The sequence below is a fragment of the Apibacter sp. genome (assembly GCF_025291155.1).
In the GTDB taxonomy this organism is placed as follows: Bacteria; Bacteroidota; Bacteroidia; order Flavobacteriales; family Weeksellaceae; genus Apibacter.
Genome location: NZ_JAMBJZ010000056.1, coordinates 1 through 14,227 on the forward strand (window position 1 = coordinate 1; position 14,227 = coordinate 14,227).

Annotated in this window: 11 protein-coding genes; 2 read left to right on the forward strand and 9 right to left on the reverse strand. The window is 30.5% G+C overall.

The window, feature by feature from the left end; genetic code table 11:
* The 4 genes from M3Z80_RS06425 to rpsA form a co-directional block, all read right to left on the reverse strand.
* The coding region (locus tag M3Z80_RS06425) for an NAD(P)H-hydrate dehydratase (protein ID WP_293918646.1) at positions 1-1,347 on the reverse strand (1,347 nt) is incomplete at its 3' end.
* An 11-nt stretch (positions 1,348-1,358) separates the two neighbouring features.
* Positions 1,359-1,871, reverse strand: coding sequence for a DNA-3-methyladenine glycosylase (locus tag M3Z80_RS06430; RefSeq protein WP_293918648.1), 513 nt, complete (start codon positions 1,869-1,871; stop codon positions 1,359-1,361).
* A 302-nt stretch (positions 1,872-2,173) separates the two neighbouring features.
* Positions 2,174-3,175, reverse strand: coding sequence for a 2-hydroxyacid dehydrogenase (locus tag M3Z80_RS06435; RefSeq protein WP_293918650.1), 1,002 nt, complete (start codon positions 3,173-3,175; stop codon positions 2,174-2,176).
* Positions 3,176-3,426: 251 nt separating this feature from the next.
* Positions 3,427-5,220 (reverse strand): 30S ribosomal protein S1, encoded by a 1,794-nt coding sequence (rpsA, locus tag M3Z80_RS06440; RefSeq protein WP_293918651.1) that lies wholly within the window; start codon positions 5,218-5,220, stop codon positions 3,427-3,429.
* Between the two features lie 877 nt (positions 5,221-6,097).
* Between rpsA and M3Z80_RS06445 the strand changes: the two genes are divergently transcribed.
* Both M3Z80_RS06445 and M3Z80_RS06450 read left to right on the forward strand, forming a co-directional pair.
* A complete protein-coding gene (locus M3Z80_RS06445) occupies positions 6,098-6,820 on the forward strand; it encodes a class I SAM-dependent methyltransferase (RefSeq protein WP_293918652.1) in 723 nt (240 codons plus the stop codon).
* On the forward strand, positions 6,821-7,537 hold the full coding sequence (locus M3Z80_RS06450) for a ZIP family metal transporter (RefSeq protein WP_293918654.1): 717 nt from the start codon (positions 6,821-6,823) through the stop codon (positions 7,535-7,537). It begins immediately after the preceding gene.
* A 78-nt stretch (positions 7,538-7,615) separates the two neighbouring features.
* Here the strand turns inward: M3Z80_RS06450 and M3Z80_RS06455 are convergent, their stop codons facing one another.
* From M3Z80_RS06455 to M3Z80_RS06475, 5 genes are all read right to left on the reverse strand, one after another.
* Positions 7,616-8,893, reverse strand: coding sequence for an MFS transporter (locus M3Z80_RS06455; protein WP_293918656.1), 1,278 nt, complete (start codon positions 8,891-8,893; stop codon positions 7,616-7,618).
* A 31-nt stretch (positions 8,894-8,924) separates the two neighbouring features.
* The gene (locus M3Z80_RS06460) at positions 8,925-11,195 is read right to left on the reverse strand and encodes a TonB-dependent receptor (RefSeq protein ID WP_293918658.1); all 2,271 of its coding nucleotides are present in this window, start codon (positions 11,193-11,195) and stop codon (positions 8,925-8,927) included.
* A 264-nt stretch (positions 11,196-11,459) separates the two neighbouring features.
* Positions 11,460-12,269, reverse strand: coding sequence for a histidine phosphatase family protein (locus M3Z80_RS06465; RefSeq protein ID WP_293918659.1), 810 nt, complete (start codon positions 12,267-12,269; stop codon positions 11,460-11,462).
* 20 nt (positions 12,270-12,289) lie between these two features.
* On the reverse strand, positions 12,290-13,240 hold the full coding sequence (locus M3Z80_RS06470) for an endonuclease/exonuclease/phosphatase family protein (RefSeq protein WP_293918661.1): 951 nt from the start codon (positions 13,238-13,240) through the stop codon (positions 12,290-12,292).
* A 9-nt stretch (positions 13,241-13,249) separates the two neighbouring features.
* Positions 13,250-14,227, reverse strand: a 978-nt coding sequence (locus tag M3Z80_RS06475; RefSeq protein ID WP_459251446.1) for a TonB-dependent receptor, incomplete at its 5' end; no start/stop codon positions are given.

Here is a 14,227-nt window from a genome sequence, read left to right on the forward strand (position 1 = left end):
ATATCCTTGTGCCAATAGTCCCGTTATAATTCCGGTTAGCACATCGCCGCTTCCTCCTTTTGCCATACCTGCATTACCGGTAGCGTTATAATAACAAAGTCCATCAGGTAATAATATAGCTGTATTATGTCCCTTTATTACTATAACAATTTCATATTCTTTTGCTTTTTTTCTGGCTAATTCGCATTGTTCAATTGAAGAAGATGTTTTTCCAAATAATCTTTCAAATTCTTTAGGATGAGGGGTTATAATTGAATTTTTTGGAACCAGTTTTAATAAATCATTATTTTCTGATATTATATTTAGCGCATCGGCATCAAGAACCATAGGATTATTTTCTTTTTCCAATAATTTTTCAAATGCCATTTTTGTAAGTACCTCAGTCCCTAATCCAGGGCCTATTCCAATTCTATAATTTTCAAAAGGTATCTGAATATCTTCGATATACTTATCTCCACATGAGAAAAACATAGCCTCAGGAGCTAATGTTTGAAGTACTGAATTACCATATTCGGGTGCTCCAGTAAATACAAGACCAGTACCTACTCGTAAAGCAGACAAGGTAGAAAATGTAATAGATCCCATTCTTCCATAGCTTCCTCCTATAATGATTGCTTTTCCAAAATTACCCTTATTGCTAAATGGATTTCTTCCCTTATAATTTTTTTCGCAAAAACTATATTCTATAAGATAATTATCGGTTTTTTCATCTTCTATAAACTTTTTGTCTAAACCAATATTAAGTACATATATATTTCCTGCATATTGCGCAGCTTCGAGATGAAGAAACGATCTTTTGTAAAATTCAAATGTCAACGTTTCATCTGCTCTAAATACGGTTTGCCCTTCTTCGGGTATTGAATCAGCAAATAATCCTGATGGAATATCGATGGAAATTTTTATAGCATTAGATTCATTGAGTTGGTTAACTATTTTTTCTTCTATGCCGGATAATTTTTTATTTAAGCCTATCCCAAATAAAGCATCTATGATGATAGCCTTTTCTTCGCTTATTTCAAAATCGTCTCCTTCTATAAAATATACAGATTTTGGATATTTATCGAAATTTTCCTGAGTTTCTTCTGCAAAATCTGAAGAGGACTGTATTATATGAGCCTCAACATTATAATTTTCACTATTTAATAATCTTGCTAAGGCTAATCCATCTCCTCCGTTTTTTCCTTTACCACAGAAAATATAGTAAGTATATTCATTTGAATACTTATTTTTTAGACATTCAAAGCATGCTATAGCCGCTTTTTCCATTAAAGCTAAAGATGTTGTCTCCTCACTTTTAATAAATTGACTCTCGCATTCTTTAATTTGTTTTGATGTTAATATCTTCATAAGTAGTATTGTTAGTTTCTAGTTATTAAAAATCTCCAAAGTTTATTTTTCCAAATTTCTCCCGCATAATCTATTCCTATCCTTTCAGTGGTAATAAAATTTGGCTTAACATGAGAATCTTCAATCCATATTTTTGAAGAGTAAGATAAATCTTCACCATAAAAATCTCCACTTAACTGCAATAATTTGCCAACCCTTCCCGGACCGGAACATTTTTCAACTCCTCTTATCAAAACTGCTTGAGGATTATTTTCTTTACCAGTTACAAAATTTAACATCCAATAAATTCCATATATCAGATATACATATACTTTTCCTCCTTCATGGTACATAATTTCTGTTCTTTTAGTTCTACCTTTGCTTGCATGACACGCTAAATCTTCTTCCCCTACATAGGCTTCGGTTTCAGTAATTGTATATTTTTCAATTTTCCCGGAATCGTAAACTCTTACAATTTTTTTACCTAATAATCCTTGTGCAACAAAAAGTGCTTCATTTTGAAAAAATTCACTATCGATTCTCATTTTATCTTCACTTCTGTAAAAATAAATACTTTTTTTTAATTATAAGTTATTAAAATTAAATTTAATTAATAAAAATAACAATTTATTTTATTTATATAAACTTACATACAAAAAACAAATTATAAATATTTATACATCAAAAATTGTCTATTTTTTTTATTATTTTAAAAAAAAACACAATTTGTATTTTATTTTATAAAGGAATATAACACATATCTACTTTATTTTTAATTCGAAATGAGAAAATATAAAAACTTTAATATTTAGAAAAGATTCTCAAAATGAAATTAAAGTTACATTATTTAGGCTAGTTCAGCTGCTTTATTATCAATACAATTTTTATTGCTTAACTGTTTTAAATTATCTAAAGTTACTAAAGCAATTTGTGTAAGTGCTTCTTCAGTAAAAAACGCTTGATGGGCAGTTACCAATACATTGGGAAATGAAAGTAATAATTGAATTTTATCATCTTCAATAATTGTCTCGGATAAGTCTCTGAAAAACAACTTTTCTTCTTGTTCGTATACATCAATACCTAAGGCTCCGATTTTTTTGGCTTTTAAACCGTCAATTATGTCTTGTGTATTAATAAGACCTCCCCTACTGGTATTTATTAAATATACACCTGTTTTCATCATATCTATTGTTTTTTTATTGATAATATGATGGGTTTCAGGGGTTAATGGGCAATGTAATGAAATTATATCCGATTGTTGCAAAAGCTCTTCCAAAGTGGCATATTTAAATCCTTCTTTTTGTAATTCCTCACTTGGATATACATCGTATGCAATAACATTTGTTCCTAAAGCTTTAATCGTCTTACAAAATACCCTTCCTATGTTACCAGTACCTATTATACCCACTGTTTTTTTATAAATATTAGTTCCTAACAAACCATTAAGAGAAAAATTTTGTTCTCTAACTCTATTGTATGCTTTATGAGTTTTCCTGTTTAAGGTTAAAAGCATAGCTAACGTATGTTCTGCTACTGCTTGTGGGGAATAAGCAGGCACTCTACAAACTTTAATTTCATATTTTTTTGCTGCTTCCAAGTCTACATTATTAAATCCTGCATTTCTAAGCGCTATATATTTAATGCCTCTATTTTTTAATTTCTTAATAACTCGTTCGTTTAATTTATCATTTACAAACACACAAATAGCATCTGTTCCTTCTTCAATGATGTTCACAGTATGCTCATCTAAATTAGGTTCAAAGTATTCTAGATCGTAATTGAAATTTTTATTACATTCATTAAAGAATTTAATATCATAGGGTTGTGTTGAAAAAAATGATACTTTCATATATAAATTTTTATTATTAAACTTATTTTTATACAAATACAAATATTATACAAAATTATATATAATTTTTTTTTACTTTAAAGTTTATATTTATAAAAATAAAATATAAATTGTTCACATAAAGATACAAAATGCTTATAATCAGCGATTTAATTAAATTAATTTAATCATATTTTTATATAAAAAAAGAACCGTAAAGATTACGGTTCTTCATGAATTATTTTTCTTAAATATTTTGATTCAAGAAAGGATTATTGTCCTTCTTCCATCTTTCTTTTTAATTCTTGTAATTCATCTAAATCTCCTAAAGTAGATTTTTCAACGCTTTGATTTTGAGATTTCACTTGCTTTTCAGTTTCTTCTCTATTTTCTTCTTCACGGAAAGTTCCGGTATGTGAAACTACTACTCTTTTGAACTCTTTATTAAATTCGATTACTTTGAATTCAGCTTCGTCTCCTTTTTTAATTTTAGAGCCATCTTCTTTTTCTAATAATCTTGATGGACAAAAACCTTCTACTTCAACATCTTCGAACTGAACGGTAGCTCCTTTGTCAAATAACTGAATAACTTTTCCTGTGTGAACAGTTCCTTCTGCATATTTAACTTCGTATTTGTCCCAAGGATTTTCCGTTAATTGTTTATGACCTAGACTTAATCTTCTAGCTTCGGTATCTAATTCTAAAACTACTACATCTAGAACATCACCTACAGAACAAAATTCAGAAGGATGTTTAATCTTTTTAGTCCAAGAAAGATCCGAAATGTAAATTAATCCGTCTACTCCTGCTTCAAGTTCTACAAATACTCCAAAATTAGTAAAGTTTCTAACGGTTCCTTTGTGTTTTGATCCAACAGGATATTTAGCTGTAATATCAGTCCATGGATCCGGAGTTAATTGTTTCATACCTAAAGACATTTTTCTTTCTTCTTTATCTAAGGTAAGAATAACACATTCTACTTCATCTCCAATTTTAACAAAATCCTGAGCTGATCTTAAATGTGTTGACCAAGACATTTCAGAAACGTGTATTAATCCTTCTACCCCTGGTGCTACTTCAACAAAAGCTCCGTAATCTGCTAATACGACTACTTTTCCTTTTATCTTATCTCCTACTTGTAAATTTGGATCTAAAGCATCCCACGGATGTGCTTCCAATTGTTTCATTCCTAATTGGATTCTTGATTTTTGATCATCAAAATCAAGTATTACCACATTTACTTTCTGATCTAATTGAACAACTTCAGATGGATGGTTGATTCTACTCCAAGATAAGTCTGTGATGTGAATCAATCCGTCTACACCTCCTAAGTCAATAAATACTCCATAAGAGGTAATGTTTTTAACCACCCCTTCTAATACTTGACCTTTTTCAAGTTGTCCGATAATTTCTTTTTTCTGATCTTCAATATCTGCTTCAATCAGTGCTTTATGAGATACAACTACATTTTTAAATTCGTGATTAATTTTAACGATTTTAAATTCCATAGTTTTTCCAACATACTGATCGTAATCTCGGATAGGTTTTACATCAATTTGTGAACCTGGTAAGAAAGCTTCAATGCCAAATACATCTACAATCATTCCTCCTTTTGTTCTTGATTTAACATATCCTTCAACAATTTCTCCGGTTTCATGAAGTTCGTTAACTCTATCCCATGCTTTTAGCATTCTTGCTTTTCTATGAGAAAGTTGTAATTGTCCGGTTTTATCTTCTCTTTGAGCTACCATTACTTCTACTTCGTCACCCACAGCAAGGTTCGGATTGTAACGGAACTCATTTAATGAAATTACTCCTTCTGATTTAAAGTTTATATCAACGATAGCTTCTTTGTCTGTAATGCGCACAACTTTACCTTTGAAAACTTGGTTCTCATCAAGCTCTCTCAAAGAAGTATCATACATTTTTTCTAACTCAGACTTTTCTTTTCTATCCTCTGCGTTTAATCCAGATTCAAAAGAATCCCAGTCAAACTGCTCGGGAGTTACATTTGCATTTTTTAGAGCATCTTGCCCTTCTTCAAAATTTTTAGTCTCTTCAGACATATTTTATTAACATTGTATTCCTTAGCTTTTCAACGTAAGAATATGGCGAAATTGATTGCTTAGGAAGTGGATTATACTTTACATTATAACGATTTTCTACAAGTCGCCAAATCGAAGCGCAAATATATAAAAAAAAAATTAATTTTATTAATCTTCCCCCTTCTTTTTAACTGATTTTCTATTGGTTATATGTTTTATATAAAAAATGTGACAATAACTTAGATACATAATTTAATTTTTAAACGCGAATGCGAAATATATTCTCCAAATATTAAAAAAACTATAACACACTTAAAACTAATTGTAATACATTACCTAACATCAAAATAAAACCCGAAAAAGTTATTTGAATTTTAGATTTCTTTAAATATGATAAACGTTTCTGGGATAAGCCTGGATTATTTAAATAAAAATCATCCATAAAGAGAAATCATGGATAATGTTATTACTTTTTTAAACAAAACGGTGAACCTTGGTAGTTTTTTTTACACTTTTTGAATTTGAAACCTTATTTTAAGTAAAGAAATTTTGCTTATATCGAAAATGAATCACATAGTGAAATTGAAAGAAAATTTAATGATAAGCCTATTTATTGTACCCGAAAACTTTAATTATTTTATTGCCTGCAGTATTTAAAAAGTAAATGGACTTCGTATTAATTTCTGCAGTAATTAAATGATTAAAAAAATCATCAATAAAATATAAAACAAATAATCTTGTTATTTTATTTAGTTCTTTATCAAATTTAAATGATATATAAATAATTAAATGTAAAAATATATAGGTGGATGCAATCCTGTCATATAATGGAAAAAAATCTTTATAATACTACAAATAATTTTATAATTAGGTAAAAAAATTGTAGTAATTTTGAAGTATGGATTGGTTTGCAGAATGGTTTAATACTCCCTATTATCATATTTTATATAAAAATCGAGATAATAATGAAGCTCAGGAATTTATTACCAACTTACTAAAATATCTTTCTCTATCCGGGAAAAGTAAAATCTTAGACTTAGCTTGTGGTAAAGGAAGGCATAGTATCTTTTTAAATCAGTTGGGATATGATGTCACAGGTGTTGATTTAGCTCCTGAAAGTATTGAATATGCTAAAAAACACGAAAATGAACATCTTAAGTTTTTTGTGGGCGATATGAGAAAACCAAACTTTCCACACTCTTTTAACGCAATTTTTAATTTATTTACAAGTTTCGGTTATTTTAGCAATGATGAAGATAACCTTAAAGTGTATCAAGCAATCTATGAACAATTATTAGATAAGGGAATTTTTGTAATGGATTTTATGAATGTTTCATTAGCTATTGATAATTTGGTAGAAAATGAGGATAAAGAGGTTGATGGCATATTGTTCCATTTACATAGGAAAATTGAGGATGGTTTTATAATAAAAGACATCAACTTTCAAGATAAAGACAAAAATTTTTATTTTCAAGAAAGAGTTAGGACTTTTCATTTAAATTACTTCGAAAATATTGGTAAAAAGGTAGGATTTTCATTAAAAAATATCTTTGGTGATTATGATTTACATGAATTTAATGTAAAAACTTCTCCTCGCTTAATTTTAATTTTTGAAAAGTAAATGGACTATATCGTATTAATTTCTGCAGTAATTATCGGAGCAGGAATAGCATATTTTTTCCAAAATAATTCAAAATTCAGCAAACGACTATTAATGTTTAGTGCCGGACTTCTTCTGGCAATAACTGTTTTGGATATGTTTCCTCTCCTATTTCAATCAGGAGAAACTAATGCGGGAATATGGATTATTATAGGCGTCGGTACTCAATTACTACTCGAAGGTTTATCAAAAGGTATAGAGCATGGGCATTTACATAGTTCTAATGATCATACTCATAACGTTATTCCCTTAAGTGTTATGCTAGGATTATTTATCCACTCATTTTTAGAAGGTACTCCACTTGAAGTTCATCATCATCATATGCATACACATGAAGTACATGAGCCTCATCTTCATTCTTCTAACATTTTGTGGGCTTTAAGCATTCATAAAGTTTCAGAGACTATTGTTTTATCAACCTTTTTATTTTCATTAAATATTAAGAAAATTTTTGCTGTTTCAATCCTTATCTTATTTGCTGTTTCAGCTCCTATCGGTGCATTTTTCGGTTCATTTTTAGCCCCTAATGTATATCCCAAAATATTAGGTATAGTTGCAGGTATTTTTTTACATATTTCTTCTGTAATCATTTTCGAGAGTAATGAGAAACACTCTTTAGATTGGCAAAAGCTTCTTTTAGTTTTTAGTGGAATGTTCTTAGGTTTTCTTATCAGCTAACTAGACACCTTTATTTTTTACTATAAAAAATTCCCCTAATTTAAGATTAGGGGAATAAGATGTTAATAATAATTTAAATTAACTTACTGGAATATCTTTATTTACATTTTTGCTTCCTACTAATGCATAATAAAGAATGAAAGCAAATTCTATTATAATCAACCAATAACTTGAAAGAAATCCGAACAAATCAGCAAAATAATTTTGAATTAGAGGTAAAATTCCTCCTCCGCATACCATCATCATAAAAATGCCGGATGCTGCTGAAGTATATTTACCAAGACCTTCAACGGCTAGATTAAAAATTCCTCCCCACATCACTGAGGTACATAAACCGCATAATATAAAAAATACTATGGTAATCGGCAACTCTGCAAAGCCTATAGATATATCTGACTTAAAAACCGGCATACTTACCGTAGAAGAGATAGGGCTAATAATAGCCAATAATATAAATATCAATCCTAAAAGAGAGGTAAATGCTAACATGGTTTTACTTGAAATTCGAGCGCCTAAAGAAGCTCCTATCAATCGTCCGATTAACATTAAAAACCAATACGTACCTACAACAGTTCCTGCTACAGTAGTATCAATCCCTAATCCACCTTTGTCAGAGGAAGATGTCATATACAAATTAGCTGTATTAGGAATACCTACCTCAATACCTACATATATAAATATGGCTGCTACCCCCAGACAAAAATGCCTAAAAGAAAATGCGCTATATTTTCCTTCTATTTTTTCTTTTTTATCTAAAAACGGTTCCGGTATTTTAACTATTAATAATACCATAAATGCTAAAATAAAAATACCCATAGCTAGAAATAAAGCCGGATTTGCTTCTTTAATGGTTGCGCTTGCGGCGTTACCAATGAGATATCCAACTAATACAGGTACAATGGTAGCTCCCAAAGAGTTGATAGAGCCTCCTAGCTGTAATAAAATATTTCCCTTTTTACCTCCTCCACCTAAGGTATTCAACATAGGATTGACAACTGTATTTAACATACACATAGAAAATCCGGATACAAAAGCTCCTATTAAATAGGCTGCAAAGCTTTCCATTCCTCCGGAAAGATATTGGATTCCAACCCCTACAAATCCCACAATAATTGCAAGTAAAGCTGTCTTTTTATATCCTATTTTTTGCAAAAGCATACCTGCAGGTATCCCCATAAATGCATAGGCTATAAAATTTGCTGCATTACCTAATTGAGACATAAAGTTTGAAGCACCAAATTGATTTTTAACTATGATTCCCATCGGGTTTTGTAAGCCCGTCACAAAAGAAATCATAAAATATAGAGCAAACATCATTGCGATAGGCAATGCATAATTTTTTTCTTTATTCGTCATATAATTTGATATTATTTTAAATTATTTATTATTAAAAAGAATATTTGAGACTAAATTCAACCGTAAAAGGTCTTATATAAGTTCCTGATAAAATAGTTCCTTCCTTCTTTTTTGCTTCTTCAGAAGTTAAAATTAAATCTGCATCACCCATATCCCCTTTAGCTCCTCTTTGATTAAACAAGTTTATTACTGTTGAAGAAAAACTTAAATTTTTATTTATCTTATATTCCAAGCCAGCAAAAGTTTCCCAACGACTAGCAAAATATACTGTGTTCGGCCTATTTGCATACTGTTTACTGAAATACCTTGCACTTGCCCATATTCTTAAATCTTTCCATACATAACTAGGATCGATTTCTAATAATACTTTTGAAATGCCGGTTACATATTTGTCAGTAAAGTCATATTTAGAAATGGAACCATCAGCAAAATCAACTTCTCCAACAAAATTTTTATATTTCGGACTTTGTAACGTAATTAAAAAATGTAATTGAAAATTTTTAATAGGTGAAGAAACTATATCGGTTGTCCAACCAATAGTTTCTATGTCATAATTAGTTGTTTTTCTTCTAACTTCTCCCGGATTATTAGGATTGGAAAAGTTAACGGTTGAACGATATTCATCTCTAGTTATATAAGTTGCTTTTGAAACGATACTAGCTAGAGGATGATTAAAATATACTCCTAAACCGGCAGCAGGTATTTTAGACTTTTTTATATTGGGATTAACACCTATATTATAATATTCTAAATGTCCTGCTTGCTCATTATAATTTACTTCTCCTAAGAATCCAAATCTTTTGGTCATTTTATATACTGTACTAAGCATATATGATTGATTTACCCAATCTTTGTTTATATTTTCCTTATAATTTTCATCTATGATCTGTAATCCCGGTTTTTTTTCTCTATCCAGATAATCTCCTCGTAAAGCCTGATATTCTATACGTCCCCCTAAGTTTAATTCTAATTTATCTATTATATTCCATTTATCTAAAATGTATAAAGCAAATTTATTCTCATTTCCATTGTGATACTCCAACCCACCATTTAAGTTAAATTCTCCATTAGTACTGGCATTAGAACTTCCTCCCAGCTGCTTTAATTTTCTTGGGTTGGGAGCCACTTCCTGAAAATACATGGCTGTTTCTGTTGTATATTTATCAACTTTATAATGCCATTCATTAATACCTACCTTTAAATCATGGTTACCGATTTTTTTCCCCAACTCAACCGTTCCTGTTATAGATTTAACCGGAGTTCTTTTAGTGGCTAATACTAATACTCCTTGCGCATTGTTGCCTAAATAGGCCTCCCCTGTATCTGCATATACATATTCACCGGGTAAAGCAGTAGAAACTCCAGCCATTATCGGTATATAAATTCCAACTTTTGATGAATGGTAACGTACCATATAATTAAGATGAAATCCATTATTAAATTTATTATTCCCTAATAAATCAACAGTATGAGATTCCGTACCATAATCATCTAATATGTCTTTTTCAACTAGATTCCCAGTAAAGGCATCCATTAGAGTTATTTTCCCCGATCTTTCATGATAAGATTTTCTTCCTATTTTAAAACCCGAAATTTCACTAACATCTCCATCTTTTCCATAAATAAACGGGCTATAATTGTAGGTTAGATTTTTCACATTAACATATTTATATAATACAGATACTGAACCTTCTCCTCCTGTATATTTATAGTCTTGGGTTAATGCTATTTTATATAATTGTGTTTTATCTGCATAATATCTATCAATTTCCGAAGGTTTGAAGGTACCTGGATCGAAACTTAAATAAGCGCCTGCTGAATATTTCAGACCTTTATTGTTTATAGGACCACTTACATTGGTACTTCCTCTCATTAAGCCAAAATGATTGGATTCTAAATTTACCTTTCCTTGAAGCTTATCGGTGCCTAAATTATCATAGGTATTTAATGAAAAACCTACGTCGCCGATGTTAATAAAAGTTTGCCCCAAATCAAATAATCCCGAACGATTAATCATTACGTCTGATCTCCAAGCTTTTGTTGGAAGTTCTGGCCAATAATGATATACTACAGGAAGTCCGTTTTCTAAAATGGTTGTTCCGCCAACTGAGGCCGGTAAACCTATATTAACATCTCTCGGTCCGGTACTATTTGCAGCATTTAACATTACATTTCGATCTTTTTTTTGATCTAAATCGACTTTAATAGTGTCTTTTTTTGTTTGATTCTGACTATATATTTCATTTGTACTTATCAATAAAAATAGTACTGAGAATGAATATATAATTTTTTTATTTCTCATCTTTTTATAATTTTTTTTCTGTGGTTTAGTTTTCTGTATTTTTTGATGTTTACAGAATTTTACGTTCAATGAAATTGATGAATTATAACAGTATCAAACACTAAAAATTATATAAAGTCGATTTAATAAAAGGTTTTAACGAAAAACCAGTATTATAGTTAAATAAAGCAAAGCATTGAATACTATTATACATGCATGTAAAGCATATCCTTCAATTTTAAAAATGCAGTAAATTTTATTTAATAGTAAACGTTACGGCTATTATCATTTATTTGATAATTTTTTTCCTTTTTCTACATATCCCATATCACCAAAGGATTCAACCGTAAACTTTCCATCCTTATAAACTACTTTTGATACAGCCGCATTACCCATGTGAGTTCCGGCTATTTTTTTGCCGCTACTATCTAAATCAGAAAGGAAAACGCTGATAGCCATTCCGTGGGCTACTAATAATATGTTTCCTCCTCCGGATGTGGCCTCTTTTTCAGCTATTTCACGAATAGCTTTTTGACCTCTTGCTTTAACATCATCATAATTTTCTCCAATACCTAATGTTTCTAACGTTTTAAAAGTTTCCATTGCTTTTTTTAGAACATCCGGATTTTTAGCCATATCGGCAAATAATTCTTTGGATGATTTATAATGTAAGTATAGAGCTGCATCACCCCACATTTTTGAATTAAGGTCTCCTTCATAGCTACCGAAATTGGTTTCTCTTAGCTGAGGTACTTCGATTATTTGTAAGTTTGATTGTCCTTTGTTGTCTAAAACGATGCGAGCCGTTTGCCTAGCTCGTCCTAAATCACTGGAATAGGCTGCTTTAAAATTTACATCTTTAATACCTTTCCCTAAGAATTCAGCCACTTCAACTCCTTCTGGCGTTAGTGGAGTATCAGCCCACCCTTGTACTCTGTCCATAGTATTAAGTATTGTTTTTCCATGCCTGGTAAAATAAATCGTTACTGTGTTATCTTTTTTCGTTGTATTTTTCTTTTGCCCATAAATTTGTGGGTTGATAAATAGCGTCAATAATATGAAAGCTATTAATTTTAATTGTACATAATTTTTCATTTATTTACATTTTATTTTTTTTATTTATTAAAATACAAAACAACCGGATAATGATCTGAATAGATATCTGTAAAACTATCTTTAATGATTTCACATTTTGTTATATCCTTTTTCATATTTCCACTTACGTATAGATAATCGTATCGAACCGGAGATTTTGATTGATCATAAAACAATTTAGTTGGTGCAGTTGCATCAAATTCAGGATGAAAATAACGGAGTGCATCTATAAAGCCGAAATCGAGAATCTTTTGTTGTATTGTATAATCAAGTTCATCATCTTTACCTAAATTTTGATTATGAGGTCTCTTTTTTCTGTCTTCTCGTATGAAGTTACGAAGTTTGTTATCTTTATATGCACTTTTATCGAGAGGAGAAACTGAATTCAGGTCTCCCATAAACATCCATTTTTGATTAGTCGGTTTTGATTTTATAGTTGCTAAAATTTGATCTATTTCATAACTTCTTTTTTGTGATGAGAACGGATGAAAATGCGTTACAATGAAATGAAGTCCTTCAATTTCTGCCTCAATAAATCCGTGAATATTATTATCTAATACTCGATTTACATTTATGATCGGATATTTAGAAGTAATAGCTACCGGAAAAGTTACAGATCCGTCAGTAGATGGTTCTCTAACAATAACAACATAAGGATGACCATAACTTTCTGCTAATTTTCTAAGATTGTTGGGATTCGCTCCTTTCGGTGCAAACTCATATATTCCGGCTGTAAATCCGTTCATTTCTTGTAATGCAAGAATATCCGGATCTTGTTTTCGAATCCACTCGGCAAATTTGGATTTATCTGTAGTGGAATCCTGCTTCATTCCCCAATATACATTATAACTAATCAACTTCATAGGCTTCTTCGTAATCTTATCTTGCGCCCATATAGTTCCACATTGAACTAACAGAATTAAAAAGTATATCGCTGTAGTACATTTATGATAAATCCAACTGCGTTTCATTTTTTTTATTTAAAATTTAAATTTAGTTTTGAGCTCTATGGTAAATGGACGAATATAAGTTCCTGCTACCGCTCTATCGTAATAAGGGGTAGGATCCATAGCCGTATTGGTTCCAGATATTGAGCCTTGTGCTCCACTTTGGTTCAATAGATTAACGGCACTTACTCCAAAGCTTAAATTACTGTTATATTTATAGTCTATTCCAGCAAAAGTTTCCCATCTTCCTGCAAAATATAAGGAATTGGTATAGTTTGCATATTCTTTACTAAAATAACGTGCACTTCCCCAAAACTTGAATTTTTTCCAATTATAGCTTGGATCTAATTCTATAATAGTTTTCGAAACACTTCTAGCTATGTTCCCATCATAGTCATATTTAATATCATAAGCTTCAAATTTGTAATTTTTATATTCAGGATTTTGAAGGGTTAACAACATATGAAATTGAAAATTTTTAAATGGTGTAAAGAGAGCATCGGTAGTCCATCCAATGGTTTTTACATCATAACTGATAGTTTTTTTCATATAATCCGTAGGATCTTTAGGATTTGTGAAAGTTGAATTATTAGTAAAATTACTCCTTTGTATATAGGTAACTTTTGATACAATTCTTACTAAGGAATGGTTATAATATACTCCAAAGGAAGCTCCAGGTATTTTAGACTTTTTTATTCCCGGATCGTCAGCTCCAGCATAACTACTTAGTTTCCCTCCTAATTCCGCATAAGTTCCTTCTCCTTGAAGTCCAAAAGAGGGCATAATTTTCCATAAAGCCTTAGCAGTAAACGTTTTATTTATCCAATCCTTTTTAACTTTAGTTTTATCTCCTGATACCCAATTAGTTCCTGCCAATTTTCTATCTTCTCCTTTGTACCATTTCCCGTTTATATTTTGCCATTCTAATCGCACACCTCCTTCTAATTGAAATTTATCTGAGGGTGTCCATTTTTCTGTTCCATAAATAGCCATTTTGTTTTCGCCTCCTGT

Bases quoted from the DNA above. Each gene is read 5' to 3' on its own strand.
- M3Z80_RS06445 (WP_293918652.1), top strand. From the start codon at position 6,098: ATGGATTGGTTTGCAGAATGGTTTAATACTCCCTATTATCATATTTTA.
- M3Z80_RS06435 (WP_293918650.1), bottom strand. From the start codon at position 3,175: ATGAAAGTATCATTTTTTTCAACACAACCCTATGATATTAAATTCTTT.
- M3Z80_RS06470 (WP_293918661.1), bottom strand. From the start codon at position 13,240: ATGAAACGCAGTTGGATTTATCATAAATGTACTACAGCGATATACTTT.
- M3Z80_RS06450 (WP_293918654.1), top strand. From the start codon at position 6,821: ATGGACTATATCGTATTAATTTCTGCAGTAATTATCGGAGCAGGAATA.
- M3Z80_RS06455 (WP_293918656.1), bottom strand. From the start codon at position 8,893: ATGACGAATAAAGAAAAAAATTATGCATTGCCTATCGCAATGATGTTT.
- M3Z80_RS06460 (WP_293918658.1), bottom strand. From the start codon at position 11,195: ATGAGAAATAAAAAAATTATATATTCATTCTCAGTACTATTTTTATTG.
- M3Z80_RS06465 (WP_293918659.1), bottom strand. From the start codon at position 12,269: ATGAAAAATTATGTACAATTAAAATTAATAGCTTTCATATTATTGACG.
- M3Z80_RS06430 (WP_293918648.1), bottom strand. From the start codon at position 1,871: ATGAGAATCGATAGTGAATTTTTTCAAAATGAAGCACTTTTTGTTGCA.
- rpsA (WP_293918651.1), bottom strand. From the start codon at position 5,220: ATGTCTGAAGAGACTAAAAATTTTGAAGAAGGGCAAGATGCTCTAAAA.